This window comes from Acinetobacter beijerinckii CIP 110307 (assembly GCF_000369005.1).
GTDB lineage: Bacteria > Pseudomonadota > Gammaproteobacteria > Pseudomonadales > Moraxellaceae > Acinetobacter > Acinetobacter beijerinckii.
Genome location: NZ_KB849765.1, coordinates 1,452,355 through 1,478,708, shown reverse-complemented (window position 1 = coordinate 1,478,708; position 26,354 = coordinate 1,452,355). Strand labels below are relative to the sequence as shown.

The 26,354-nt window shown below is 38.4% G+C and carries 17 protein-coding genes, 6 tRNA genes and 2 pseudogenes; 8 read left to right on the top strand and 17 right to left on the bottom strand.

Going from position 1 to position 26,354, the window contains the following annotated elements:
* Window positions 1–15: 15 nt before the first annotated feature.
* The 3 genes from F933_RS12555 to F933_RS12545 all read right to left on the bottom strand — a co-directional run bounded on the left by F933_RS12555 (window position 16) and on the right by F933_RS12545 (window position 4,353).
* Window positions 16–1,494 (bottom strand): alanine/glycine:cation symporter family protein, encoded by a 1,479-nt coding sequence (locus F933_RS12555; RefSeq protein ID WP_005061652.1) that lies wholly within the window; start codon window positions 1,492–1,494, stop codon window positions 16–18.
* 98 nt (window positions 1,495–1,592) lie between these two features.
* Window positions 1,593–2,828 carry a sodium/glutamate symporter gene (gene gltS / locus F933_RS12550; RefSeq protein WP_005061651.1) on the bottom strand — a complete coding sequence of 412 codons (1,236 nt, stop codon included), beginning with the start codon at window positions 2,826–2,828 and terminating at the stop codon, window positions 1,593–1,595.
* A 184-nt stretch (window positions 2,829–3,012) separates the two neighbouring features.
* Window positions 3,013–4,353 carry a DcaP family trimeric outer membrane transporter gene (locus F933_RS12545; protein WP_005061649.1) on the bottom strand — a complete coding sequence of 447 codons (1,341 nt, stop codon included), beginning with the start codon at window positions 4,351–4,353 and terminating at the stop codon, window positions 3,013–3,015.
* A gap of 419 nt (window positions 4,354–4,772) precedes the next feature.
* Between F933_RS12545 and F933_RS12540 the strand changes: the two genes are divergently transcribed.
* Window positions 4,773–5,477 (top strand): nitroreductase, encoded by a 705-nt coding sequence (locus F933_RS12540; RefSeq protein ID WP_005061647.1) that lies wholly within the window; start codon window positions 4,773–4,775, stop codon window positions 5,475–5,477.
* 27 nt (window positions 5,478–5,504) lie between these two features.
* Here F933_RS12540 and F933_RS12535 read toward each other — a convergent pair whose 3' ends face one another.
* Window positions 5,505–6,722, bottom strand: a complete 1,218-nt coding sequence (locus tag F933_RS12535) for a multidrug effflux MFS transporter (RefSeq protein WP_005061646.1) — start codon at window positions 6,720–6,722, stop codon at window positions 5,505–5,507.
* 143 nt (window positions 6,723–6,865) lie between these two features.
* Between F933_RS12535 and yccS the strand changes: the two genes are divergently transcribed.
* The 4 genes from yccS to F933_RS12515 all read left to right on the top strand — a co-directional run bounded on the left by yccS (window position 6,866) and on the right by F933_RS12515 (window position 13,393).
* Window positions 6,866–9,040 (top strand): YccS family putative transporter, encoded by a 2,175-nt coding sequence (gene yccS, locus F933_RS12530; protein WP_005061645.1) that lies wholly within the window; start codon window positions 6,866–6,868, stop codon window positions 9,038–9,040.
* Between the two features lie 161 nt (window positions 9,041–9,201).
* On the top strand, window positions 9,202–9,786 hold the full coding sequence (locus F933_RS12525; protein WP_005061643.1) for a YcxB family protein: 585 nt from the start codon (window positions 9,202–9,204) through the stop codon (window positions 9,784–9,786).
* A gap of 158 nt (window positions 9,787–9,944) precedes the next feature.
* Complete coding sequence (locus tag F933_RS12520; RefSeq protein WP_005061641.1) at window positions 9,945–12,482, top strand: PepSY domain-containing protein; 2,538 nt, start codon at window positions 9,945–9,947, stop codon at window positions 12,480–12,482.
* A gap of 125 nt (window positions 12,483–12,607) precedes the next feature.
* Window positions 12,608–13,393 (top strand): YdcF family protein, encoded by a 786-nt coding sequence (locus F933_RS12515; RefSeq protein ID WP_005061639.1) that lies wholly within the window; start codon window positions 12,608–12,610, stop codon window positions 13,391–13,393.
* A 30-nt stretch (window positions 13,394–13,423) separates the two neighbouring features.
* Here F933_RS12515 and F933_RS12510 read toward each other — a convergent pair whose 3' ends face one another.
* From F933_RS12510 to F933_RS12470, 9 genes are all read right to left on the bottom strand, one after another.
* Window positions 13,424–13,894: a DUF2750 domain-containing protein gene (locus F933_RS12510; protein ID WP_005061636.1), complete on the bottom strand. Its 471-nt coding sequence runs from the start codon at window positions 13,892–13,894 to the stop codon at window positions 13,424–13,426.
* Between the two features lie 90 nt (window positions 13,895–13,984).
* Window positions 13,985–14,060 (bottom strand) — tRNA-Val (locus F933_RS12505).
* Window positions 14,061–14,161: 101 nt separating this feature from the next.
* A tRNA-Asp gene (locus F933_RS12500) sits at window positions 14,162–14,238 on the bottom strand.
* 36 nt (window positions 14,239–14,274) lie between these two features.
* Window positions 14,275–14,350 (bottom strand) — tRNA-Val (locus tag F933_RS12495).
* 100 nt (window positions 14,351–14,450) lie between these two features.
* Window positions 14,451–14,527, bottom strand: a tRNA-Asp gene (locus F933_RS12490).
* Between the two features lie 44 nt (window positions 14,528–14,571).
* A tRNA-Asp gene (locus F933_RS12485) sits at window positions 14,572–14,648 on the bottom strand.
* A 23-nt stretch (window positions 14,649–14,671) separates the two neighbouring features.
* Window positions 14,672–14,747 (bottom strand) — tRNA-Val (locus tag F933_RS12480).
* A gap of 151 nt (window positions 14,748–14,898) precedes the next feature.
* Window positions 14,899–15,420, bottom strand: a complete 522-nt coding sequence (gene elsL, locus F933_RS12475) for a cell wall-recycling L,D-carboxypeptidase ElsL (protein ID WP_005061634.1) — start codon at window positions 15,418–15,420, stop codon at window positions 14,899–14,901.
* Between the two features lie 217 nt (window positions 15,421–15,637).
* Window positions 15,638–16,021 carry a YbaN family protein gene (locus tag F933_RS12470; protein WP_005061632.1) on the bottom strand — a complete coding sequence of 128 codons (384 nt, stop codon included), beginning with the start codon at window positions 16,019–16,021 and terminating at the stop codon, window positions 15,638–15,640.
* Window positions 16,022–16,121: 100 nt separating this feature from the next.
* Between F933_RS12470 and F933_RS12465 the strand changes: the two genes are divergently transcribed.
* The 3 genes from F933_RS12465 (at window position 16,122) to dapE (ending at window position 18,502) form a co-directional block, all read left to right on the top strand.
* Window positions 16,122–16,982: a DUF1853 family protein gene (locus F933_RS12465; RefSeq protein WP_005061630.1), complete on the top strand. Its 861-nt coding sequence runs from the start codon at window positions 16,122–16,124 to the stop codon at window positions 16,980–16,982.
* 118 nt (window positions 16,983–17,100) lie between these two features.
* A complete protein-coding gene (locus tag F933_RS12460) occupies window positions 17,101–17,244 on the top strand; it encodes an entericidin A/B family lipoprotein (RefSeq protein WP_165569309.1) in 144 nt (47 codons plus the stop codon).
* Between the two features lie 124 nt (window positions 17,245–17,368).
* Window positions 17,369–18,502 carry a succinyl-diaminopimelate desuccinylase gene (gene dapE, locus F933_RS12455; protein WP_005061626.1) on the top strand — a complete coding sequence of 378 codons (1,134 nt, stop codon included), beginning with the start codon at window positions 17,369–17,371 and terminating at the stop codon, window positions 18,500–18,502.
* Window positions 18,503–18,550: 48 nt separating this feature from the next.
* Here the strand turns inward: dapE and F933_RS12450 are convergent, their stop codons facing one another.
* From F933_RS12450 to F933_RS12440, 4 genes and pseudogenes are all read right to left on the bottom strand, one after another.
* The gene (locus F933_RS12450) at window positions 18,551–19,006 is read right to left on the bottom strand and encodes a hypothetical protein (RefSeq protein WP_005061623.1); all 456 of its coding nucleotides are present in this window, start codon (window positions 19,004–19,006) and stop codon (window positions 18,551–18,553) included.
* A 13-nt stretch (window positions 19,007–19,019) separates the two neighbouring features.
* Window positions 19,020–22,595, bottom strand: a pseudogene (locus F933_RS12445) (hybrid sensor histidine kinase/response regulator); the annotation flags it as partial.
* Between the two features lie 80 nt (window positions 22,596–22,675).
* A pseudogene (locus F933_RS17540) lies at window positions 22,676–24,083 on the bottom strand (Hpt domain-containing protein); the annotation flags it as partial.
* A 154-nt stretch (window positions 24,084–24,237) separates the two neighbouring features.
* Entirely contained in the window at window positions 24,238–26,325 is a 2,088-nt protein-coding gene (locus F933_RS12440) for a methyl-accepting chemotaxis protein (protein ID WP_005055846.1), read from the bottom strand.
* Window positions 26,326–26,354 lie beyond the last annotated feature (29 nt).

Below are 26,354 nucleotides of genomic sequence, written 5' to 3'. Positions count from 1 at the left end.
GAAAGGGGCTTGAGCTTATGACCAAATATCAGAATCAACTTTTTTCTTTAAAGTTGGATGATTATCAATTTTGAACTCAGGTTCTTTAATGCCTTTTTTAAGCTGAGCGGTATAGTCTTTCAATAAAATGAGAGCAATTGGTGTTAATAGCAATATCGCAATTAAGTTAATCGTTGCCATTAAACCCATCGACAAATCTGCCATTGACCAAACTAATGGCACGCTGGTAATCGCACCAAAATAAACCATTGCCAAAACCAATACACGGAAACCAAACATGATTTTAGGATTGTTATTAATAAACTGAACGTTACTTTCTGCGTAAGCGTAGTTACCAATAATCGAGGTAAAAGCGAATAGGAATAAAATAATAGCAAGGAAGCCACCACCCCAACTACCAATCTGACTTTCTAAAGCTTTTTGCGTTAAGGTTACGCCCTCAAATCCTGCTTCATGGTACAAACCTGAAACCATAATAATGATCGCTGTACATGAACACACGACAAAAGTGTCCACAAAAACACCCAACATTTGTACCAAACCTTGATTTACTGGATGTTTAACATCGGATGCAGCAGCGGCATTCGGCGCAGAACCCATACCTGCTTCGTTTGAGAACAAGCCGCGCTTAATCCCCATCATCATAGCCATTGAAATCATTGCACCGAAGAAACCACCTGCGGCTGCTTCAAACTCAAATGCTTTGCTAAAAATGAGTTTAAAAATCTCTGGTAACATTGGGAAATTAATGATCGCAATGTATAAAGCAACCATAATATAAAGCAATGCCATAAAAGGCACGATACGTTCAGCAACTTTAGCAATACGTTTAATACCGCCAAAAATAATCAAGCCAGTCATGATAACTAATACAATACCGACCCAAGAAACTTCTAAATCCAAACCACCGAGACCAAGAATTAGATTGGCTTTATCCCATCCCCAAGCATGTGAGGTTGCACCAATAATCGCATTTGCTTGGACTGCATTAAATACAAAGCCATAAGCCAAAATAAGTGACAAAGCAAAGAAAATCCCCAACCACTTTTGCTTTAAACCTTGTGTAATGTAGTAAGCAGGACCACCACGGAATTGTTTATTTTGGTGATCTCTCACTTTAAAAAGCTGTGCAAGTGATGATTCAACAAAAGCCGAACTCATCCCTAAAAATGCTGTGACCCACATCCAGAAAACGGCACCAGGTCCACCAATCGCAATTGCAATCGCTACACCCGCGACATTACCCACACCGACTCGACTTGCAAGTCCTGTAACAAATGCCTGAAATGGTGTAATCCCATGATCATCTTGAGATTCTTTACGACTACCTTTCATCACCCGAATACTTTGGATAAATAGACGGAGTTGAACAGCACCTGTTGCAATGGTGTAAAACACCCCAACTGCAACCAATAAAATGACTAAGAAATTCCAAAGCGGATCATTTAAAAATTGCACCCACGACATCAGCGTGGCACTTAATTGTTCATTCATCACTTATTCGCTTTTAACAAATTGATGACCTATTTAAGGACATATACGATAACAAGGTATGAATCAAAAAAGCCCCTTGTGGGGGCTTTTGATCCGATTTAGACAAAGAATTTCAAAATCACTTGAATGACGGTTGCATTGATTAAATCGACGAAGAATGCACCACAAAGCGGAACGATTAAGAATGCTTTATGCGAAGGTCCATACATATTAGTAATGGCTTGCATGTTTGCAACTGCGGTTGGCGTTGCCCCCATACCAAAACCACAATGACCTGCAGCTAATACCGCAGCATCGTAGTTTTTACCCATCACACGGAACGTTACAAACGCAGCATACAATGCCATGGTAATGGTTTGAGCACCTAAAATAACAACAAGCGGGCCAGCTAAATCAGCCAGCTGCCATAGTTTTAGAGAAAGTAAAGCCATAGCCAAGTAAAGTGACAATGATGCATTACCAAATACGTCAATTGCACGATCAAAGATATCAACTTTTAAAACGCTTTCTAAAATATTTCTTAGAATAACACCACCACCGAGTGCCCATACAAACGTAGGCAATTCAAACCAAGTACCCTTGCTATAACCTGTCATAAATTCAGCAAATGCCAAACAAGCAGCAAACATACCTAAAGTAGTAATTGCATTGTCTGCGGTAATTAAACGGACTTGGTGTGGATTTTCAAACGGCGCAAGCTCATCTGGATGTTTATCTAAATGCGTATCACGATTTTGGATTTCAGAAGATGTTTTTGCCTGTGCCAAGCTATAACGATTGATCAGCAATTTAGCCAGTGGACCACCGATAATCCCACCGATAATCAAACCAAAGGTTGCACTTGCCATACCTAAAGCTAAAGCACCTTGAATACCATGTTGAGTTTCAAAAATTTCTCCCCATGCACCCGCAGTACCATGACCACCCGTTAAAGTAACAGAACCAGCAATCAAACCAATTAATGGATCTATACCCAATAACGTGGCAAGACTCATACCAACTGCATCTTGTACAATAATGAATGAGGCGACACAAATTAAGAAAATGACCAGCCCAATACCACCCTCTTTTAGCTTCATAAAATTGGCACTTAAACCAATCGAAGCGAAAAAGATCAGCATAAAACTTGTCTGCAATTCACTACTAAAAACAATACTATAGCCAAAGAATGAGTGAACAAATAGTGACAACACAGCGGCAACTAAACCGCCTGCAACTGGCTCTGGGATGTTATAACGTCTTAAGAAGTCAATTTTATTGACAAGCATACGCCCTAATAATAAAACGATGACCGCTGAAATTAGGGTGTAAAAACCATTAAAAGTAAATTCCATATCTTCTTCCGTTTATTTTATTAGTGTTTTCGATGAATCATGATCACCACTTAACTAATAAAATAGTAACTCTCAAATTGAGTAGAAACACAACCGACTTTATAAAAATCATACAGTTCTTTGTAAGAACTCAAATCCATTTAAAGTGGTTGGTTTCCATGGATAATTACGCCTACAGGATAGGTTAGAAGTTGTAGCGAGCCATAGCCCCTACACGGTTATCCTTACCTTTTTGACCATTAAAGGTTTTACGTTCACCATAGATATACTCTAAACCAAACGTAATGGGTGTTACTGGTGAATACATAATGTTCCACCAACCTTGTTGTAAGGTTTTATTTTGCGTTGCATCTGCAAAAGCTTGTTTAGCAAAATCATTATTATCCTTTGCAAACATTGCGCCATAAGCTAAGGTACTACGCATTTTCGGGGTAATTTGGTAAGTTGTGCCTAATGTCACGGCATCAAACTCATTCAAATTTAAACCAAAATTATTTTGATTCACATTAAAAGCATTGTTGGTATACAGTAAAAATTTACTATCACCTTTCACATGCGAATAATCAATCATCGCTTGTAAACTATCTGTGAATTTATATTTTGCGCCAATCGCTACGCCCCATCCCAAATCTGCATCATTCGCACTGATTTGCTGATTGTTGCTATCAAATGCAACTTTGCTACGCGCTTCTGTCAACAAAGCCCGAACTGAGGTTGTAGCATTGCCATCAGCGAAGTCATATTTGAGTTTTGAGGTAAGCGCAGGAGCACGATTGTCATCATTGCCCTTTTCTAAAGCGACCGCATAACTGGTATCAGAATTGATTTTCCCGCTGTAACGCACCATTGGTGTTCGGTAAGTCCCAATGCCAAGTGGTGAATTAAAATCAAGCATTTCTGGCTGCACATCTGTTGCCAAGAATGTCGATGTTGTTTGACCAAATAACCAATCATTAAACGTCATATAAGCATGACGAATGCGGATCGTATCGTTGCTCGCGCCGCCACGGAAATCAACTTCTAATTTACCACCGACACTTGCACCCTCAACAGGTGCTTTGAAATCTAGGCCTAAACGAGTGACTGTCGCTGTGCTATAAAAGCGATCGCTGTTTTTTTCGTTAGCTTCGAGATCAACGCTATTGATACGGTTAAAGATGCCATTCCCACCTTTAGCTTGGTAAGAAGCATCACCACGTAAAAAACCATACAATTGAACTTGAGCACCAGATGCGGAGTGAAAACCCAAAGATGATTTTTGAGGACTCTCTTTTTGAACTGGTTGAGTATTTGATGTATTCGCCACAATGGTTGCTTGGGTATCCACTGTTGGTAAAACTTGATTTTTTTGTTTTGATTGCGGAACGTATTGTTCAAGTAAAGCTCTTAATTCTTTTACTTCGTCACGAAGTTGCTGAATTTGTTCTTGTTCAGTAGCAGCCTGAGCACTATTCATCATGAAGATTGCAATGCTTAATGCTAATCCTTTAACAATGAATGGCTTACGGATGAGAGTTAAACTCATGAGAAGCTCCTTGGTTTGGTGTATATTTCAACATTTTCCAAAAGCATAAAATTGGGTAAATTTAATACGCTTATGAATAGAAAATTCCCCCTCGCTGCTTCAGCAAGGAAAGTCTAATCAATTTTTAAAAAGGGCGTATTATGCATAAATTTAGCAGATTGTGTGTATTTTTTATTTGAATGAGGTTTTAGGGTTTAACACTTTGGCTAAATAATAGTTTATTTTCATTGCGTTACTATTAGATTTCTTTTTCCCATAATTACCATAAAAGAATGAATCAGTTTAATTTGGTAATAATTCAAAAGAATATATAAAAAATATTAAATTCCAGCTCTACGACTAAAAAATCATCTGCAAAAGCAATTTCTTCCTTTATAGTCTCATCACATGAGAAAAATTGGAAACGATTAGGAAGTTTTATGAATATGGATCAAGTCCGTTATGTTGATGATGCGATTACCTCTCGTCATTCTGTGCGTGCATTTTTAAATACTCCTGTAGACACCCAAACCATTAAAGATATTTTGTCAGTCGCCTGTCGTGCACCTTCTGGCACAAATACTCAACCATGGAAAGTCTATGTTGTCACAGGAAAAAAACGCACAGAAATGATCGATCGCGTATGCACCGCACAATTGGAACTTTATCAAAAACCTGAGCTTTCTGAGCAATATAAAGAAACTTTTGCTTATTATCCTGAGACTTGGATCTCGCCCTTTATAGACCGCCGTCGTGAAAATGGCTGGGGACTTTATGGATTATTGCAAATTCAAAAGGGCGAAAAAGAGAAAATGGCAGCGCAACAACTGCGTAACTTTCAGTTATTCGATGCACCTGTAGCACTTTACTTTACTGTAAATAAAATCATGGGAATTGGAGCAAAAATGGATATTTCCATGATGCTTCAAAATGTGATGATCGCGGCTAAAGCTCGAGGATTAGATACTTGCCCTCAAGCAGCTTGGAATCATTTTCATCCAATCGTTTTAGATGTATTGGGTGCACCTGATGATGAGGATTTAGTCTGTACGATTGCACTTGGTTATGCCGATCCAGATCATATTGTGAACACCTTTATTACGCCACGTGAACCCATAGAAAATTTTACTGTTTTTGTAGAGTAATAAGGACTCAAGAGGTGGACAGTATCTCTAAGCAGAGATACTGTTGTTTAGCTGGCGACCAACTTTCAAAATTGCATATAGCCCTGCACTGGTAAACATTAGCATCATTAAACCCATATTGAATGATGCTTTCCAAATCAAGAAATTCAAAATTACACCACCGAGTAATCCGCAAGCGAATTGCATACTGCCCATAATGGCGCTGGCTGTACCTGCCCTTGCACCTTGTTTAGACATCGCCAATGCCATTGCATTAGGACCGGTCAAACCAATTCCCGAAACTACAAGAAATAAACCAGACATAAGAAACCATAGTGGTGCATCAGCCATTGCCCCTGCACACACCACAATCACAGCACCAAAACATTGAATTGAACCGCCCAAACGCAATCTTGGGAAAATGTCCATTCGCGTGTTTAAATGTTTATTTAAAGATGACATCAACATAATACCCGCTGCATTTAAGGCAAAGGCATACGAAAATTGTTGTTGAGAAAGTCCATATTGCCCCATAAATACAGCCGATGCAGAACTGATATAACAGAACAGTGCAGCACCAGTTAAGCAACCAGCAAACATAGGCACTCTAAAGCTTTCATCTTTTAAAATTGCTGCATATAGGGTTGTTACTTGATAAGTCGATAACTTTAAACGGCGCTCTACAGGCAGTGATTCTTTAAAGAAAAAATGAACACATAGCCAGCAAATGACACCAACCACCGCCAAACTCACGAAAATGGCTTGCCATACAAAAAAGTTTAAAATCCATGCGCCAAACATCGGAGCCAAAATCGGCGCAAGTCCCATCACAATCATCATGCTTGAAAATGCTTGTGCAGAGCCTTGCATATCTAAACGATCTCGTATTGCGGCCCGTGCAATCACAACACCAACACATCCACCCAATGCCTGAAAAATACGTGCAACAATCAACGCCCATTCATTTGTTGTAAACACACATGCCAAACTCGCAATCACATAGAGTGTTAAGCCAAAATATAACGGCGGTTTTCGACCAATTCGATCACTCACGGGACCATAAATAAGTTGACCAATTGCCAGTCCGAGAAAATATGCAGGAAGTGTATTCGAAATCATTTGTGTACTTACCCCGAACTCATCTGCCATTTGCGGCAAAGCGGGTAAATACATATCTATGGATAAAGGACCTAAAGCAGTTAAAAGTGCAAGTAACATAATCCAAGCTGTTGAATATTGACGTGAATTAGATTGCTGCACCTTCATAATACTGCACTTTTCAAGTTTATTAGTGGTGTAAGCTTAACATCTCTGCTTTATTTTGTGCATAATAATGAGAATCCGCTTACGCATGATCAGTGCGATCAGCGCGCTTAAAAATGATTGGATAAAACTAAAAAGGACACATTTTGAATCCTTGGTTCGGACGTTTAAAACAGATCACGTATAACACCACGTTTATGTATAACGTGCGGATGTTAATTGCTTTTACAGGGACAGCTTTTGTTCCTTACTTTTTGAATTATCAGCTTGCTACCATTCCACTGACCTTAGGCGTTGTTGCTGCGGCGATTAGTGATATTGATGATCGCTTTTCCGTACGCATTATGAATTTGATCTATACCTATATCGGATTCTTCATCACTGCGGCATCGGTTCATCTTTTATTCCCTTACCCGATTGCTTTTGCAATCGGCTTAATTGCCTCATGTATCGGCTGGATTTTACTAGGTTCTTTAGGTCGTCGTTATGCGACGATTGCCTATGGTTGCTTAGTCATTTCAGTTTATACCATGCTTGGTGTACATCTATTTGAACAATGGTATTTACAACCTGCGCTTTTAGTTGTTGGGGCAGCTTGGTACGGTTTATTATCCACCATTAGTTTTTTACTTTTCCCTGTTCGAAAAGTCCAAGATCAGCTCTCAGCATCTTATTCAGCATTGGGTAGCTTTTTGTTTGCAAAATCAAATTTATTTGATGTTGATATGACACCATCAAGCTACCAGCAAAGCATGATTGATATCGCACTTGAAAACGGTAAGTTAGTTGCGATCTTTAATGAGATGCGGATGTCGCTTTTAACGCGTCTCAAAGGTGACCGCGGACAAAAAGACACACGAAGAAGTTTGCAGTATTATTTTGTCGCTCAAGACATTCATGAACGTGCAGACTCAGCGCATATTGATTATCAGAAACTAGCAAAAGTGTTTCAGCACAGCGATATTCTTTTTCGCTTTCAACGGATTTTATCGATTCAAGGTAAAGCGTGTCAGGACTTATCGCAATCTATTTTAACTCGCACTCGTTATGAACATAATAAACGCTTTAAACATAGCTTTGAAAATTTAAGACTTTCCCTAGAAAAATTAAGAAAAGATGGATTTTATGATCAAGTACGCATCAATGCCTTATTTGCACTTTATCAGAACTTAAAATCAATTGATGCGCAGTTGCAAAACTTAGAAACAGAACGCAATCTTCAACAAATAAATGCACAAAACGCTGAAAAACAACTTAAGGATGATGATCTAAAAGGGTGGAATGACATTATCGTACGTGTTAAACAACACTTGACCCCTGAGTCGGTGTTATTTCGCCACGCTGTACGATTATCGATTGTGCTATTTATAGGCTACTTATTTATTCAACTGACCAATATTGCCTATGGTTATTGGATTTTATTAACTGCACTCTTTGTTTGCCAACCGAACTTTAATGCGACCAAGCGACGTTTATATTTACGAATTATCGGAACATTGGTCGGGATTATTGTTGGACTCGCCATTATTTATTTTATACCTTCAATAGAAGGGCAATTAGTCATGTTGGTATTGAGTGGCGTCTTATTCTTAGAGCTTCGCAGTAAACAATATGCACAAGCAACTGCGTTCATTACCATTTTGGCACTAATCAATTTTAACTTGGATGGATCTGCTTTTGCAGCGGGCTTGCCCCGCTTCATTGACACAGTGATTGGCTGCGCTTTAGCTTGGTTTGGGGTCAGTTTTATTTGGCCAGATTGGAAATTTCGCAGGTTACCTCGCTCAATTCAACGCTCTTTACAAGCGCAGTGTAAATACTTAGCAGAAGTTGTTGAACAATATCATCATGGTCGAAATCATGATTTAAACTATCGTGTGGTGAGACGAGCAGCACATAACACAGATGCTGAAGTCGCTTCCCTCATTTCAACCATTGCGACTGAACCGAATATTGATATTAATCAGAAAACTTTAGCTTTCGAGTTTTTATGTCTGAGTCATACTTTTTTAAGCTATATCGCGGCTTTAGGTGCTCATCGTGCACAAATTCAAGACCAAGAAATATTGGCTTTACTCGATCAAGCTTTAGATGATATTCAAGGTGCACTTTTAAGAGATGAAGTACCTGATTTATCAGCACAAAATATGATGCAAACCATACGTGAACATTTGAGTCGTGATGAAGACAACGATGAGAAATCACTTATCATTTTACAGCAATTGTCACTTATGCTCAGTGTGTTAACACGCTTAAGTATGTTAAAACAAAGTTTAAGTCATGAGCCAAATGAAGATGGCACAGAGTTTGCCTCTTTATAATATTTTTGAAATGTTAGAGTGCTTTGTACTGTATAGATGTTATCAGTAGATCAGCATTGTGAAATCGCAATCGACCTTCATCATTCACCATTGGCATAATATCTTTGCATGCCAATAGGTGTTAAACTTAACCCAGTTCTAAAACTCATTTTTACATTATTATGACCGCCAAAACACTATACGCTTACACGCTACAACCTGTTCCCTATGAAGTCTCTGAAGTTGAACAACGTCAAGCTCAACTGATGATTTGGCGTAGTACCAACAAATTCAGCCGCAAAGCATGGATGATTATGATTGCACTGGTTGTGCTCTCTTTAGTTGCAGCAGGACTTATCAAATATTATTCAACTTACTCAACCATTATCTGTTGGGTGGTAATCATCGGTGTCGCTCTGTTCTACTTGATCAAAAGATTTGGGCTTGAGTGGTATGTAAAACGTAAAATGAATGAGTTCCCTGTTCAAGAAACCAAGGGCTTGCGCTTAGGTGTACAGCAACATGGGATCGTAATGCGTCAAAAAGTAGGCATGCAAGATGGCATTATGACTGTCGGTTGGAAAGACATTTACGAGTGGTACAACTCCCCTGACTTTATTTTGGTTAACTTCAAAGTGAAAACACCAAAAGGTGATGAGCAACAAGGCGCTTATATTTTGCCAAAGCGCATGGACTCTAGAAACTTTCCATTTAATACTGTTCGCAAGCATTTAACTGAAATCGTTGGTCCTGCTAAGCAAGTTTAATTTTTAAAATCTAAAAACCTTTCACAATGAAAGGTTTTTTTATATCCTTAAAAATAAATGAGAATCAAAATCAATATTACCTAGAAAATCCATATTATATTCTTAATCTTGAGTTATAATTTTTTACATGAATTTCATTATCTTTTCATGATTTGACCATGCTAAAAAAAGTTTTTTTCCAAATTCACTGGTTCTTAGGAATCACTGCAGGTTTGATTCTCTCTTTGATGGGAGTAACAGGGGCAATTTATTCTTATGATCAGCAAATTCTCAAATGGATCAATCAGGACAGTTATGTTGTACAAGCTGCAACAACGCATAAATTAACTCCTGCTCAGCTTTATCAACATTTCAATCAACAGCAACCAGAAATTGTTATCAATAGCGTGACGATTGAAGCCAGCCCTACCGCATCTTCGACAGTTAATATCAAAAAAGAAGGCGCTCGGCGTGGTTATAATATGATGGTGAATCCATATACTGCTGAAGTGTTGCCTGAAGTCAAAGGACGCGAATTTTTTCAGTTTGTTCAACGATTACATCGCAATTTAACCGTCGGCGAATTTGGTGCACAAATTACTGGTGCATCGACCTTGATGTTAATTTTCTTTGTACTTAGCGGTATTTACCTGCGTTTTCCTAAAAAGCATACTGTTAAGCAGTGGTTATTTATTAAACCCAAACTAAAAGGTCGTAATTTTATTTGGGACTTACACGCTGTTGTGGGAACGTGGGTCATCGTTTTTTATCTTTTATTTGCGTGTACTGGTTTATATTGGTCTTATGACTGGTGGCGTGCTGGCATGTTTAAAGTGATGGGGGTGGAACAACCTCAACGCAATCAACAAAATAACGAACATAATAAAAAGAAAGAGCCCGCTTTATCTCCTCAGCAAGTCAATACCATCCTTACCCAAACATGGACTGGTGTAAACGCCCAAATTGGTCATCAATATTCTAGTCTAACACTAAATATTCCTAAAAAAGATGATGCAAAAGTTGAAGTGTCTTTTGTTGATCCAACACCGCAACATGAACGCGCTCGCAATCAAGCTGTTTATAATTATGAAAAGAAAAAATTTGAAAAATTAGAGCTTTATGAAGACAAAAAACTCAATGAAAAAATTATGAGCAGCATGTTGCCTGTTCATCGTGGCAGTTTTTTTGGTTCAACCTATCAATTTATTGCATTGCTTGCTTCCCTTGCCATGCCATTATTTTTTGTAACGGGTTGGATGCTTTATCTCAAACGACGTAAGCAGAAAAAACAAACTTTAGCAGCTCGTCAATCCGCAACCACACAACAAATTGATCCCAATGCTAAACCTTGGTTGATTACTTATGCATCTCAAACGGGTATAGCCGAGCAACTTGCTTGGCGAACAGCAACAAGCCTACAAGAAGCTAAGCAACCAACAACGGTTAAGCCTATTCAACAGCTTACGCCACAAGATCTTCAGCAAGCCGAGCAAGTCTTGTTTGTGGTAAGTACCTATGGAACAGGTGATGCGCCAGATCTTGCGTCAAGTTTTACTAAAAAAGTGATGCGACAAACATTTGATTTAAGTCAAATGCAGTATGCTGTTTTAGCTCTAGGTTCAAAAGAATATCCAAATAGTTATTGCAGTTTCGGCCATGCAATTAATGCATGGCTTAAGCAATCTAAAGCGCAAGCTTTGTTTGATCTGATTGAAGTCGACAACGCCAATATCAATGATATTCAGCGTTGGAATCAAGCACTATCAGTCATCACCAAGCATGAACTCCATGCCATAAATATTGAAAAAGTCTTTGATCAATGGATGTTAAGCGAACGCTATGTACTCAATCCAAATAGCGTTGGTGATCCTGCTTTTAACATTGAATTAACAGCACCACATGATATGACTTGGCGTGCGGGAGATATTGCCGAAATACAACCTGCAAATAGCTTGATTGAAATTCAGGAATTTTTGGTTAAATATCAAATTCCAGCACATGCAGTAGTTGAGTCGCTCAATCTTGAAATTGAACAAGTCTTGTGGGATAAAAACCTACGCACGGATATTCAAAGCTTCAAAACACTTGAAGAGCTATTAGCACAACTACCAACCTTAGCTACACGAGAGTATTCGATTGCCAGTATTCCTGCACAACAAAGATTAAGATTAGTGGTGCGTCAAAAGCGTGATGCAAATAATCAACTTGGTCTTGGTTCTGGCTGGTTAACTGAGTTTGCCCAACTGAAACAGGAAATTTCATTACGTATTCGTACCAATGAATCTTTCCATTTAATAGATGACAATCGCCCAATTATTTGTGTTGGTAATGGTACAGGTATTGCTGGTCTGATGAGCTTATTACAGCAGCGTAATCGACAAAATTACACAGCAAATTGGCTCATATTCGGTGAACGTCAACGTGAGCATGATTTCTTTTATCAAGAAACAATTAACGCTTGGAAAAATATGGGAACACTGCAACGTCTCGATCTTGCATTTTCTAGAGATCAAGAACAACGTATTTATGTTCAAGATATTCTTCGAGAAAATGCTGAGGAACTCAAACACTGGATAGATCAAGGTGCAGTGATCTATGTATGCGGTAGTATTGAAGGTATGGCTTCAGGTGTAGACCAAGCTTTAAATGACATACTTAGCGAAGAGAAAGTAGATGAACTCCGCCAATCAGGACGCTATCGTCGCGATGTATATTAAGTAATTTTAATGCGCAGAAAGACGAGTGATTTTCACTCGTCTTTTTTATTTAAATGCACTCAAATTTGCCTTTCTACAAATTTTGCATACACTTAGCACGACTCAAATCGACTACTCTTAAAATTATGCAATTAAGCTCATGGATACGCATTTTTATAGCCCTTATTGGCTTAGTTTTATTTTTCGATGGTGCGATCTTAATCGCCTTTAAAAAGATTCATATTGGAACTGTTATCCCTCTCGTATTGGGATTATTTCTTTGTGTTTATTCGCTCTATTACTATCATATTGAACGATTCTTCTTTTACCATTTCCGCTTACATTCAGTTTGGCGTTTTGGGTGGCTATGTTTTTGGGTTTGGTTAATTAGCTTAGGCTATTTTTTTAATCACCTTTCAAAAAGTAATCCAATCAATCAAAAAGTTCCAACTGCTGAAGCCATCATCGTTTTAGGCAGTGGTGTAGAAAATGGGGAACCGTCTGTTACGCTAGCAAAGCGATTAGACCGCGCAGCGCCAGTAGCACGATCTCAACCTAATGCAAAATTAATTGTATCGGGTGGCGTCGATTTTGGTGAAGTCGATAGTGAAGCATTGGTTATGTCTCGCTATCTACAGAAAAGCTATCACATTCCCGCATCACAAATTCTGTTAGAAGATAAAAGCACCAGCACAGAATTGAATCTTATTAATAGCCAACCTTTACTAAAAGCACATAGCATCACTATTCAACAGCCGATTATTATTGTCACCAGTGATTTTCATACCCCTCGTGCTGCTGCAATTGCCAAAAAACAAGGTTATAGCAACTTTACCATGCTTGGCTCAACCACTCCGCTATCAACACGCTACAATGCATGGCTAAGAGAATATTTTGCCTATGTGAGTGGTTGGTTACTGAATGAATATTGATGAGCGAATAACCTCTATCGCAATTCAAACTTATTTATGCAGTCGAATATCACGTGGCATAGGTAATTTTAATTCTGCAAACACGTCTGGACGCTGCAAATAAATTTGATATAGAAAGTTTTTAATATCCAATAACAATGTATCTGGTGACACCAAAAGGTTATTTCCTTCTGGTGTTAAATCCAGTGATAACATCGTATTATTTTCTTTTATAAATGGAATCAGCTTTTCAATCAGTGCTGACAAAGATACTTCTTGGATCTCATATTTAGCCCAATTATCTTTGATCAATAATTTTGCTAGTCCTTTATGTTGCCAAATTGATAAAGCGTGTTGACCAGATGGCGTTGAACACAAAGCCCAACCATCATGATATAAAGCAATAACTTGACGTTGAATAATAATATTTTGGATAAACTGACGATAAGCATCTTTCGGTAATGAACTGGATGTTGTTGTTTTTGATTTCGACGCAGCCTTGCGTTGATAAGGGTTTTTCATAAAATTACTTCAATATTAGAATCATTATTGATGCCAATATTAAAATATTTTACGTTAAAGTACAATGATTTGATTTTAATAGAGAGAATATGGTGGGCGCTGACGGGATCGAACCGCCGACATTCTGCTTGTAAGGCAGACGCTCTACCAACTGAGCTAAGCGCCCTGAGGAATAAAAATTGATTCAATATCAATTTTTATGACGCAAGACAAACGGAGTGCGTAGTGTCTTACATTATCACCCTCTTGAACAGGGAATCAAGAGAATGGCGCAGCGGACGGGGCTCGAACCCGCGACCCTCGGCGTGACAGGCCGATATTCTAACCAACTGAACTACCGCTGCACTGGATTACTTCTAACGAAGTAAATGTCACAAATATGGTGGGCGCTGACGGGATCGAACCGCCGACATTCTGCTTGTAAGGCAGACGCTCTACCAACTGAGCTAAGCGCCCTGAGCGAGGTAACAAACTTAAAGTTTTGCTTTAAAGTTTGTTTGAATAAAAAAGAAAAAATCCAATCTATTCAACTCTAACCAAGCATGCAAATTTAAAGTGGCGCAGCGGACGGGGCTCGAACCCGCGACCCTCGGCGTGACAGGCCGATATTCTAACCAACTGAACTACCGCTGCACTATAATTTTGCAATTATGGTTAAAACGATATTAAAACTTAAGTGGCGCAGCGGACGGGACTCGAACCCGCGACCCTCGGCGTGACAGGCCGATATTCTAACCAACTGAACTACCGCTGCACTTGAGTTTTAACGTAAAGGCTTGGTGGGCGCTGACGGGATCGAACCGCCGACATTCTGCTTGTAAGGCAGACGCTCTACCAACTGAGCTAAGCGCCCTTAACGTCTTCATCGTTTGTGAGGTGCATTATAGAGAATCTTTACAGCCTGTCAAACGCTTTTCCGATTCTTTTTAGAAAAAACAGTGTGAATGATTAAAAAATAGGTGATTCCGTTAAAAAATAAAGGTTTCCGTATTTTATTTAGGCACTTATTGAAAATTTAACGGCTTATTTTCCAATGCTTGCTCTGAAATATAAACCAAAGCTTGTTCTGAAATTAGTTGAAAAAGTTCAATCACATCTTTATTTCTCATACGAATACACCCATGCGACATTGGTATTCCCATCGGTTCGGTATCTGGGGTTCCATGTATATAGATATACCGTCGAAAAGTATCGCAACCTTCCCCTTTGTTAAATCCAACCTCTAATCCATCTAACCATAAGATTCGAGATAAAATCCAATCCCGTTCGGGAAATTGCTGTGCAAGTTGTTGATCGTATATTTCACCTGTTGCTTGTCTAGCAATGAATACCGAATTTTCTTGAGCATCTAAACCTATTTTTTGTGCAACTTGATGCCAACCTCTAGGCGTCTTGCCACTGTTTTCTTGCTCCCCTATGCCATTTTTACCCGATGAAATCACATAAAATTTATTGTGTTTAGGCAAATGCAACGTTTGTTGTGCTAGGTCAATAAGAATATCTGCCTGATCAAGCATATAGGACATTGTGATCTCAAGATGAATAAAACATGATTATTTCAACATAGTCAGCAATCATTTTCTTGTATTTTTCAGTAGTTTTAATTTACAACAAGTTTTAAAACCAATAAGCAAATACTCAATTAAATATGAACATCTTATAAATCAATCAAAACTGTTTGATTGCTTAACTAATATTTCTCATTAGTCTGATGATAGACCATAAGATGTTTAGCTGAGCAACCTACTTTTGATTGGGTTCTAGCTCAACTTTCGACTCTGGTCGCATCCACAACCAAATTGCTACGATTAACATTGTTAAATCTGTAAATACTTTTACTAAAAATGGCGCATTGGTAAATAACATTATAATACCGCTAAGCAGCATCATAATACTGGCGATCCATTTCGCTTTACGTGGCACTGTTCCATTTTCTCGCCAATTCCGTAAGGTAAAACCATACTTAGGATGATTCAATAACCAAGCATCCATTTCTGGCCATCCTTTAGATGCAGCCCAAGCAGCTAAAATCAAGAAAACCGTTGTTGGCATACCTGGCAATATTGCACCAATAATGCCGAGCGTAATAAAAATTACCACTAGACTTCGCCAGAACAAAGTTTTCATTGAGCCATAACCAATAAGCTAATCCAAGCGTGCTAGTATAAATTGTTTTTTCGCTGCTTTCTTAAACTTAGCACGCTTATTTCCACAATTGGGTTAACTAATGATTAAAGCGATTTCTCAAAAAAAATATTTTGAACCATGGACTCAATTTAAGACGCCAATTGTTCGGCAACTTGCATTTTGTATCGCCAGTCCAAATATTTTGATCAACATCCCAACAGAACTAAACATAAAAAATGACTTTGAATTACATCATAATCATGAATGGCGAACTTACTATGATTCATACGAAATACGTTTACATGAACTTGATCAAGCGCCGCATGTTTTAATTGATTTCCTCTCTCGGTTGAAAAGCACCCGTCTAGGACTACGTTTTGAAAATTTATTGTGGTTTTGGTTATTAGATAACGCTTATCACCCTTATCAACTTTTAGGACATAGCATCCAGAAAATTAATGGTGCTACCACCTTGGGTGAGCTTGATTTTGTGGTACTCAATACAATATCAAATGAGATTGAACATTGGGAAGTTGCGTTAAAATTTTATCTTGGAGAAGATCAACTCAGTTTAGATCAATGGTTTGGTCTCAATCGGGAAGATACATTACAAAGGAAATTACAACATTTTACCGATCGTCAATTTCAGTTTTCACAAGCTTTAGAACATACAATTCAAAGAAAAATAGCTGTGGTAAAAGGTCAATTATTTATCCCATTTGAGCAAAATAATCCAGCATTGCCTGATTGGATAAATACAGAACGTCGTTTGGGTTACTGGGGAACAAAAATCCCAAGTACATCATTTTATCGTTTACAGCGGCAAGAATGGTTATGTCAAAACGATGCACCCTCTTCTGAAGCAGCAAAATGGTGGACAAATGGTCTTTATTACTCAGAAGAAACTGAGCCGCAATTTTATATGTTTCGCAATCCAGCTATTTTATTAAGTGGTACTTAATCAAATCATTTTTTATAAAGTAACATTTTATAACACATCTACCAACAAACCATCATGTTCATTTTACGCGTTTTTTTTTAGCCTTGATGAACATCATAATTACATTTAAACGGAGAAGATGATGAAAAAAATCTTAGTTGCTTCAATCATGACTGCTTTTGTTCTAACTGGTTGTAATACGTTTAAAGGCTTTGGGCAAGATGTTTCTAAAGCTGGTGATAAAGTGAGTCAAACTGCTGAAAAAACTCAAGATAAAATGTAATTTAGCCGAACAAGCTGCATTAAACCTTATCTATTCTTAGATAAGGTTTATTTTGACATACCTTTCTTCTTAAGATTCCCCTATCATATCGGCTTATAACTCACCAGATTTAGCCACATTTCGCATGAACCATTCCGATACTTTAGAACTTAGCTTACAACTTCTTCGCCAACCCTCAGTTACACCTGTAGATCATGATTGTCAAAATATCATGGCTCAGCGCTTAGCAAAAATTGGCTTCAATATCGAAAATATGCGTTTTGATGATGTCGACAATTTGTGGGCTCGTCGTGGTACAGAAAGTCCTGTGTTCTGTTTTGCTGGGCATACCGATGTTGTTCCAACCGGTCAACTGGATGCTTGGAATTCCGATCCGTTTATTCCCAGTATTCGTGATGAAAAGTTATACGGTCGTGGCGCTGCGGATATGAAAACAGCTTTAGCCGCTATGGTTGTTGCTTCTGAACGCTTTGTAACTAAACACCCAAACCATAAAGGCTCTATTGCGTTTCTGATAACCTCTGACGAAGAAGGTCCATCAATCAACGGAACAGTGAAAGTTGTTGAAACTTTAGAAGCGCGTAACGAAAAAATGAAATGGTGTTTGGTGGGTGAACCATCAAGTACTACTACACTTGGTGATATTGTAAAAAATGGTCGTCGTGGTTCTCTGAATGGTGTCTTAACTGTACAAGGTAAACAGGGTCATGTTGCCTATCCTCACTTAGCTCAAAATCCTATTCATTTAGCCTCTAAAGCGATCACTGAGTTATGTGAAACGGTTTGGGACAATGGTAATGAGTATTTTCCGGCTACTTCATTTCAAATCTCAAATATCCATGCTGGAACAGGAGCAACAAATGTTGTCCCAGGCACATTAGATGTGACCTTTAACTTCCGTTATTCGACTGAAGTGACGGCTGAAATTCTTAAACAGCGCGTTTTAGAAATTTTGGATAAACACGGTTTAACCTATACGATTAATTGGACCTTATCTGGTTTACCATTCCTCACCCCTGTTGGTGAGCTTGTAAATGCAGCACGCAATGCTATTAAAAATGTCACTGGAGTTGATACTGAATTATCGACAAGTGGTGGTACATCGGATGGTCGATTTATTGCTCCTACAGGTGCTCAAGTGCTTGAACTCGGTGTGTTAAATGCAACCATTCATCAAATCAATGAGCATGTCAATGTTGCTGATTTAGAGCCATTGGCTGAAATATATGAGCAAATCCTCGAACAACTTTTAGCATAATGATTTGATTTAAAATAAAAAGGAGCTTTTGAAAGCTCCTTTTTTTATTTACAACCCAAGTTGGGTTTGAATATTTTGCAAGTGAGGAACATAAAACTGCTGCTCCCCCATTTTTACATATTTAAATACCTTATTATCGTCAACATCTATTTCATCATCAACAATTTCAGAGATACGTACACGAATTGATTCAGGCATTTCATTGCAAACCAATGCAAAACGTTCAGAGACATCATCTCCTTCAATCACTAAAGCCACACCTTCTTTATGATTAGGATCATTCACAGCAAAAACTGGAAGTTTTAAATCATGCCATTCAATATGATCAACGTTGGTTTCAGTATCCATTGCAGATAACACAATATTTTGTGGTAATAACATCGGAACTTTCTGATGACACTGAATAATATAGGCATCGATAAATCCAGTAGATACCGTAATTAAGTGCTGTAACTCTTGCTGATTAATTTGACCCAATGTTGGGTTTGCGCCTTTCTTAGCCATTCTTTTTCACCTCTTAGCGCACTGCGAGTAAGCTTTCAACATTTTCCAAGAGAGCTTCTTCTTGGAAAGGTTTACCCATATATTGATTCACACCTAGTGATAGTGCTCGTTCACGATGTTTCTCACCGGTACGAGAAGTAATCATAATGATCGGCAAATCACGATGCAATTCATGATGGCGTACAAGGTTTGTAACCTCAAAACCATCCATACGAGGCATTTCAATATCAAGCAACATCAAGTCTGGCTTAATGGTTTCTAACTGCTCAATCGCATCGACACCATCTTTCGCTGTCACAACATCATAACCTTGGCGTTCTAACAAACGAGAAGTAACCTTACGAACTGTGACTGAGTCATCCACAATCATGATCAAACGACGTTCGTCATAACGTTGCTTAGTATAGGTTTCATCTGCTTGTTTGCTACGATTAGTTGACTGTGCATGTCTCGCAATATTTTGACCATCCAAAATCAAGCAGACTTGACCATCACCCAGAATCGTTGCACCCGCAATGACCCCAATACTAGAGAATTGTTGTCCAATTGGTTTTACAACAATTTGACCACGAGAACCAATCAATTGATCCACAAGTAATGCTGTTGTTTGACCTTGCGCACCTTTAACCAATAGTACAGGTAATGAATGGACAACCCCATGTAAGCGTGGAATAGGCTGTCCAGCCACAAATTCAGATAAATAACGTAAGCGATAGCGTTCTTGATCAATTTTGAAGTAATCCTCTTTACTCTCAAAATACTCTTCTAGAGCTGTTGGCGAAATACGAACAATACGATCAATTTGCGCCAATGGGAATGCAAATTGCTGATCGCCCGCTTTAACCATTAAGGCATCACTGACCGCTACTGTCGTTGGTACGCGAATCGTAAAGGTCGTACCTTTTCCTAGAGTCGAATCGACACTAACATGACCACCTAAAGCTTTAATATCACTTTGTACTACATCTAGACCGACACCACGACCAGAAATCTGAGTCACTTCTGCTGCTGTACTAAAACCAGGATGGAAGATAAATTGTAGAATTTCTTCCTGATCAAGCTTCTGATCTTTGGTCATCAATCCAGTTTGGATCGCCTTTTGCTTGATACGATTAACATCAATTCCTTTACCATCATCACTGAATGTAACGACAACATCCGTACCTTGACGACCAATATTTAAAACAATATGACCTGTTTCTGGCTTCTTGGTTTGTAAACGTTGTTCACGGTCTTCGATACCATGGTCAATCGCATTACGAAGCATATGTTCAAATGGTGAAACCAAGCGCTCCAAAATACTGCGATCTAATTCACCCTCGGTATTGTTGACAATTAACTCAGTTGGGCGATTTAGGGTAGATGCAGTTTGGCGCACAATACGCTGTAAACGTGGCAATAAACGAGAGAAAGGAACTAGACGGGTACGCATCAAACTTTCTTGAATTTCAGCTTGAATACGTGATTGTTGCAATAGCAAACCTTCCGTATCACGGATTTTCTCAGAAAGTGTGGTTTTAAAATCGACCAAATCCGATGCCGATTCAGCAAGAGACTTAGACAACTGATTTAATGATGAATATTGGTCCATTTCTAATGGATCAAAATCAGCATAGCGGGAGTTTTCTCCACCATGACGAGCAATAATTTGACTTTCTAACTCGCCCTCCATTCGGCGCAACTGATCAGCCAAACGTTTGATTGCAAGTTCCATCTCAGTCAATGTCCCACCTAACTGACCAAGATCCATTTCAATACGTGAACGGTTAATTGCATTTTCACCCGACAGATCAATCATTTTCTCAATGACATCTGCGGAAACACGAATCATCTCATTATTTTGTTCATTTCGCTCTGTCGTTTCCCACTCACCCAACATTGAAGGTGGTTCAGTACCATCACCCTGAACAAATTCCATCGTATATTCAGGTGTAAAGATATCTTTAGCAGAAAGCTTTTGTGGAAGTTTTGCAGAAACATCTACAAACTCCATATTTTCTAAGCTTTGTTTTAAACCATCAAAGTTTGCATATTGACGCTTAAATATCGCATCATTTAGCCAAGCAAGAGCTGTGTTGAGCAAATTGTCATACACATTAGAATTAAAATGATGGACACCAAATTGCTCGAATGCATTCTCAAGATGATAAGCAATAATAGCAATCGCATCCAACTCCGCCATGCGAGCGCCACCTTTTAAACTGTGGGCATTACGTTGGAGTTGTAACAATAAACTACGGTTACCGCGCTGATCAATCCATTGTTTCAACAAAGTTTTTGCTTGTTCTAATAGCTCTTCAGCTTCTTCAAAGAATGTCTCTTCAACCAAAGAACGAACTTCATCATCTTCATTACGTTGCTGAACTTCAGCAATGGTTTCAAGAGACGAAGTATCTTCAACTTCATGCTGATCATTCAGTACGATTTCTGATGTATCAGCCGCTAACTCAAATGCACTACTGTCAATTTGAGAATGTTCAATTTGTGTTAGATCTTCGGTTTGCTCTTCTAAGCTCGCAATCTCAAGATCACTCGTAGCAGTCTGATCAGATTGTTGTAGAAGGTTGATGACATTAGTTGATGGATAATCAACATGCTGATCTCTAATCGTTTGAATACGATCTGCAATATCATCCTGAACAATACGAATTAATGCAACCAAGTAAGCTGTAGGCTGTATTTGTTGATTAATCAGTTTTTCATAAATTGTTTCTAACTCATGCGCAATCAAACCAATATGACGTGCTTGAATCATATTTGAGCCACCTTTTAAGGTGTGTAGATAACGCATTAAGTTTTTCAAAGCATTAATATTTTGATGGTCAGAAGTCCAACTGTTGAGATCAGTATCAATACCTGCCAACAATTCATCTGCTTCTTCTAAGAAAATATCTAATAGGTCTGGATCAAAATCTCGATTTGCTTGATCAGACTGTAACTGCTGTTTGTCTAAAGTTAACTGTGCCGCTAAGGCTGTCACATCAATTGTAGAAGGCTGATTATCCGTTTGAGAAACATTAACAGCATGACTAGATTGAGTAATTTCAGTTTCAAAAACAGTGTCGTTAAATCTTAAACTTTCAATTTCATTTTCTGATGTTTGATCTTCATCTACAATATCAAGTACAGCAACGCTGGTACTTTCTAACTGATCGAAGTTATTTAATATTGCTAATACATGTGTTGATGGATAATCAACTTTCTGATCACGAATCGTTTGAATTCGATCTGCAATATCATCTTGTACAGCACGGATAACAGCAATAAGCTGACTAGATGGTTGTAACTGTAGATTAATCAACTTTTCATAAATGGTCTCTAACTCATGCGCAATCAAACCAATATGACGCGCTTGAATCATATTTGAGCCACCCTTCAAGGTGTGCAAATGACGCATTAAATTTTTGAGTGCATTTATATTTTGTTGATCAGCAGCCCAACTATTTAAATCAGCATCTATACCACCCAATAACTCATCAGCTTCCTCAAGGAAAATATCAAGTAAATCAGGATCAAAATCTCGATTTGATTCGCTAGATTCAATTTGTTGTTTATCTAATGCGAATTGTGCTGCTAAATCAGTAATATCAATAGAAGAAGCTACTTGTTCATCAGTATCTTGAATAGTATTCGACTGTTGATATTGCTCAGTAGATGTTGTATCAACTGGCTCTAAAAGCTCAATATTCTGTTGGGTAAATGAACTTAATTCATTTAAAACACGCTCATGGGTTTTACTTAATGTCACCCGCTGCCCAGCAGCCAAAGTATCAAACAATTGTATAAACTGTTGATGAACTTGATGATATAACTCAAAAGCATAATCAATATTTAAAAGATCAGGCTTAAATAAGAGATCTTGATAACTAGAACGCAATAGACTGGTATACTGGTACATACCAATCGTTGCATGATGATGGGTATGTTGTAATAACAGTTCAGTTTGTTGGCTTAATGTTTGAATATAACGAGGGAACTCGTCACGAGCTCGCTTTTCAAAATCAAATTCAACATCCAATAAATCATTAATATTTAATTCTAATAACTGTGAAACTAGACCTTGTGGACGAACCGCATCACCATGTTTTTCTTCTAATTGGAAATCGTAACTATCCCACGCCACATTAAAGGTGTCATAGATTTCACTACATTTCTGCTCTGAACCTTCATGCTTTAATGTATGTAAATAATCACGTACAAATTGTGCATAGTGAGTTAACAGCGCAGTTTCATCTGAACTAGAATCCAACTCTTCTTGTAATAATGTTTTAAATAAGTTTTCAACTTTAGAGCTCGCATCAAACACATGATTAACATGCGCCATTGCGGAACTACCACGTAATGTGTGCAGTGCTCGAATTAAAGTATTGTAATTTTCATTTGACGGACGATCATTAATTAAGAATTGATCGATTGTTGCTAAATGATCCTCTGCTTCTTCCAAGAAGATCGCCAAGGTTTCTTTTAATAAGCCATCATCTTCAAGATTGATCACTTGTGGCTCTTCAATATCAACCGAATCTAATGGCTCAGTATTGAATTGATCACTTACGAACTCTAAATCGGTAATCACAGAATCATCAGTTAATTGATCTGCCAGTAGCAGTAAATCTATTAAAGCAGGCTCTAAGCTTTGTTGCTGTTGTAATTGCTGCCCAAGTAAGACCAAAGGTCTTAAATCTATTTGATGTTTTTGAACCGATTTAAAATCATGAGCGAGCTTAAAGCGATAGATATTAACAATCGCTTTTACGTAGCATTGAATTTCATTTGTTAATGAAATTGTTCCTGCTAGCACTCGATTTAAAGTATCTTCAACAGTCCATGCCAATTCACCAGACGACTTTGCACCGACCATACGCCCAGAACCTTTTAAGGTATGGAAATGACGACGAATATCAGTTAGCACATCCTGTTGATTCGGCTGTTCTTTCCATTGAACGAGTAATGGCTCTAGCTCAACAAAAATCTCATCTAATTCTTCAATAAAAATTTCGAGAATTTCTGCGTCTTGCTCAAGATAACTATCTTCAGGAAGCGTCATTGTTTCAACTAACGTTTTTAATATTTCTTTCATAGCGGCTTCTTTAGTTTTTATCCACTAACTGTGGCTAAAAATTACGTGTATCTATCATTCAAGACGTTGTTTGGTTTCATCATCATCTTGCCAAGATAATCTACATCTCTATAAAAAAGGAAGGCAGACACCCCATCTGCCTTCCCTATGCTGCTTAGTCAGGTAACTTAAAGTCAGTTACAGATTCACGTAATGATTCAGCCATATTCGCCAACTCAGAAACTGAGCGCGCTGTATCAAAGGTTGCTGTCGTGGTCTGAGAGGTAATCTCTTGTACAACATTCATCGTCGTCGCAATGTGACTTGCAGATGCTGACTGAAGTTTTGCTGCATCAGAAATGCTTTCAATAAGTTTTGCCAAATCACCTGATACCGTCTGAATTTCATCTAGTGCAATACCCGCATCTTTTGCTAAGTTTGCACCACGCACAACTTCAGAAGTCGTTTGTTCCATCGAAATTACAGCTTCGTTAGTATCTGTTTGAATGGTTTTAACTAAGCTCTCAATCTGTTTAGTTGCAGATGCTGAACGTTCAGCAAGACGCTGTACTTCATCTGCTACAACTGCGAAGCCACGACCTGCTTCACCTGCCATCGATGCTTGAATTGCAGCATTTAATGCCAAGATGTTCGTTTGGTCGGCGATGTCGTTAATTAAAGAGACAATATTACCAATTTCTTGAGATGACTCACCCAAACGTTTAATACGTTTAGAGGTTTCTTGAATCTGCTCACGAATATGATCCATACCTTCAATAGAACGGTTTACAACTTGCGCACCATTCGATGCAATTTGTACTGAACGTTGTGCTACTTCCGCTGACTCTGATGCATTTGAAGATACTTGGTCAATCGACAGCGCCATTTCGTTCATCGCTGCTGATGCACCTGCAATCTCTTGTGCCTGATGTTCAGATGCTTCTGCTAACTGGTTGGTAATGTTCTGAGTATCTTGAGTATATCGAGCAACTTCTTGAGACGTATCCGTAATTCGAGATACCAGATCACGTAACTGATCAATCGCGAAGTTAATCGAGTCAGCAATCGCTCCGGTAAAATCTTCAGATACTGTTGCATAAGAACGTAAGTCACCATCTGCAAGATCGGCAATTTCATCAAGTAATCGTAAAATCGCATTTTGGTTACGATCATATTCATCTTGCAAGCGTGTTACACGCTCTTTATCTGTGTTACTACGTAGTGCAAGCAATTGAAGTGCTGAGAAAATCAATAGACCTAATGCACCAATTAATACAACACCTGCAATTACATTACCCCAACCACTTTCAGCTTTATCAGACAACGTATTTAATGAACCTAATAAACTATCTGATTGAGAGAAAATTTGAGAAGATGCTTGACGTACACGAACGATTTGATTGGCGTTCTGTAAAACTGTTGCAGCGGCTGATTTCAATACAGCATCATAATCAGATTTAATACTGTCCACAGATTCACGCAAATCTGGTGATGAAATACGATCTACACCTAATTCAGAGCTACCATTTAGCTGAGCGTTTAAGTAAACACCAAAAGTATCAATATCGGCACCAAAGTCATTTGCAGAAACGTTAGAGTTATCCGTTCCAACCAATACTGAGTTAATCGAACGTAAAATACGTTCTGCAATAAACACTTGGTTTTTCGTGATAATTACCTGACTACTTGGCATGTTCTCACGAACCATTTGATCAACCATCAAGTTATATTCAGCCTGAATTTCAGGAATCGTTTCACTGATCGAAATGTTGGTATCGTAGAGTTGGTTAATAATTTTTTGTTGCGAGGCAATTAACTCAATGTTTTTCGATACATTAGTCCAAAGCTCATTCACTTTTTTGTATTCTTCAGACCCTTTACCATAGACATCTTCAACAGTTTCAAGGTTTTCAGCAAAGCGCTTCTCTGATTCAACAAGACTTTTCATCGCTTCAGGTGTACCCGAAGCTGTCGCTTCAGTTGCTTGACGAGAAATCATTTGTGATAACAGACGTAATTCACCCAAACTACGTGTTAACTGATTTGAACGTGGCACACTCACAAACAGATAAATTAAGAGGATGACTGCAAGAGCTAGAGCAATTAAAGCACGGTAAATAATTGGCTTAGATTTCTCAGTTTCACCGAATAAACGTGAAAACTGATCAAGCTGAGTTCGTATCTTTTCTAGAAACGCACCACCACTTTTTTGACCAGCACTATCACTGCCACTACCATTTTTCTTTTTAAGTTTAAAGCCCATATCAGCTTCTCCCCAGAATACGCGTTTAT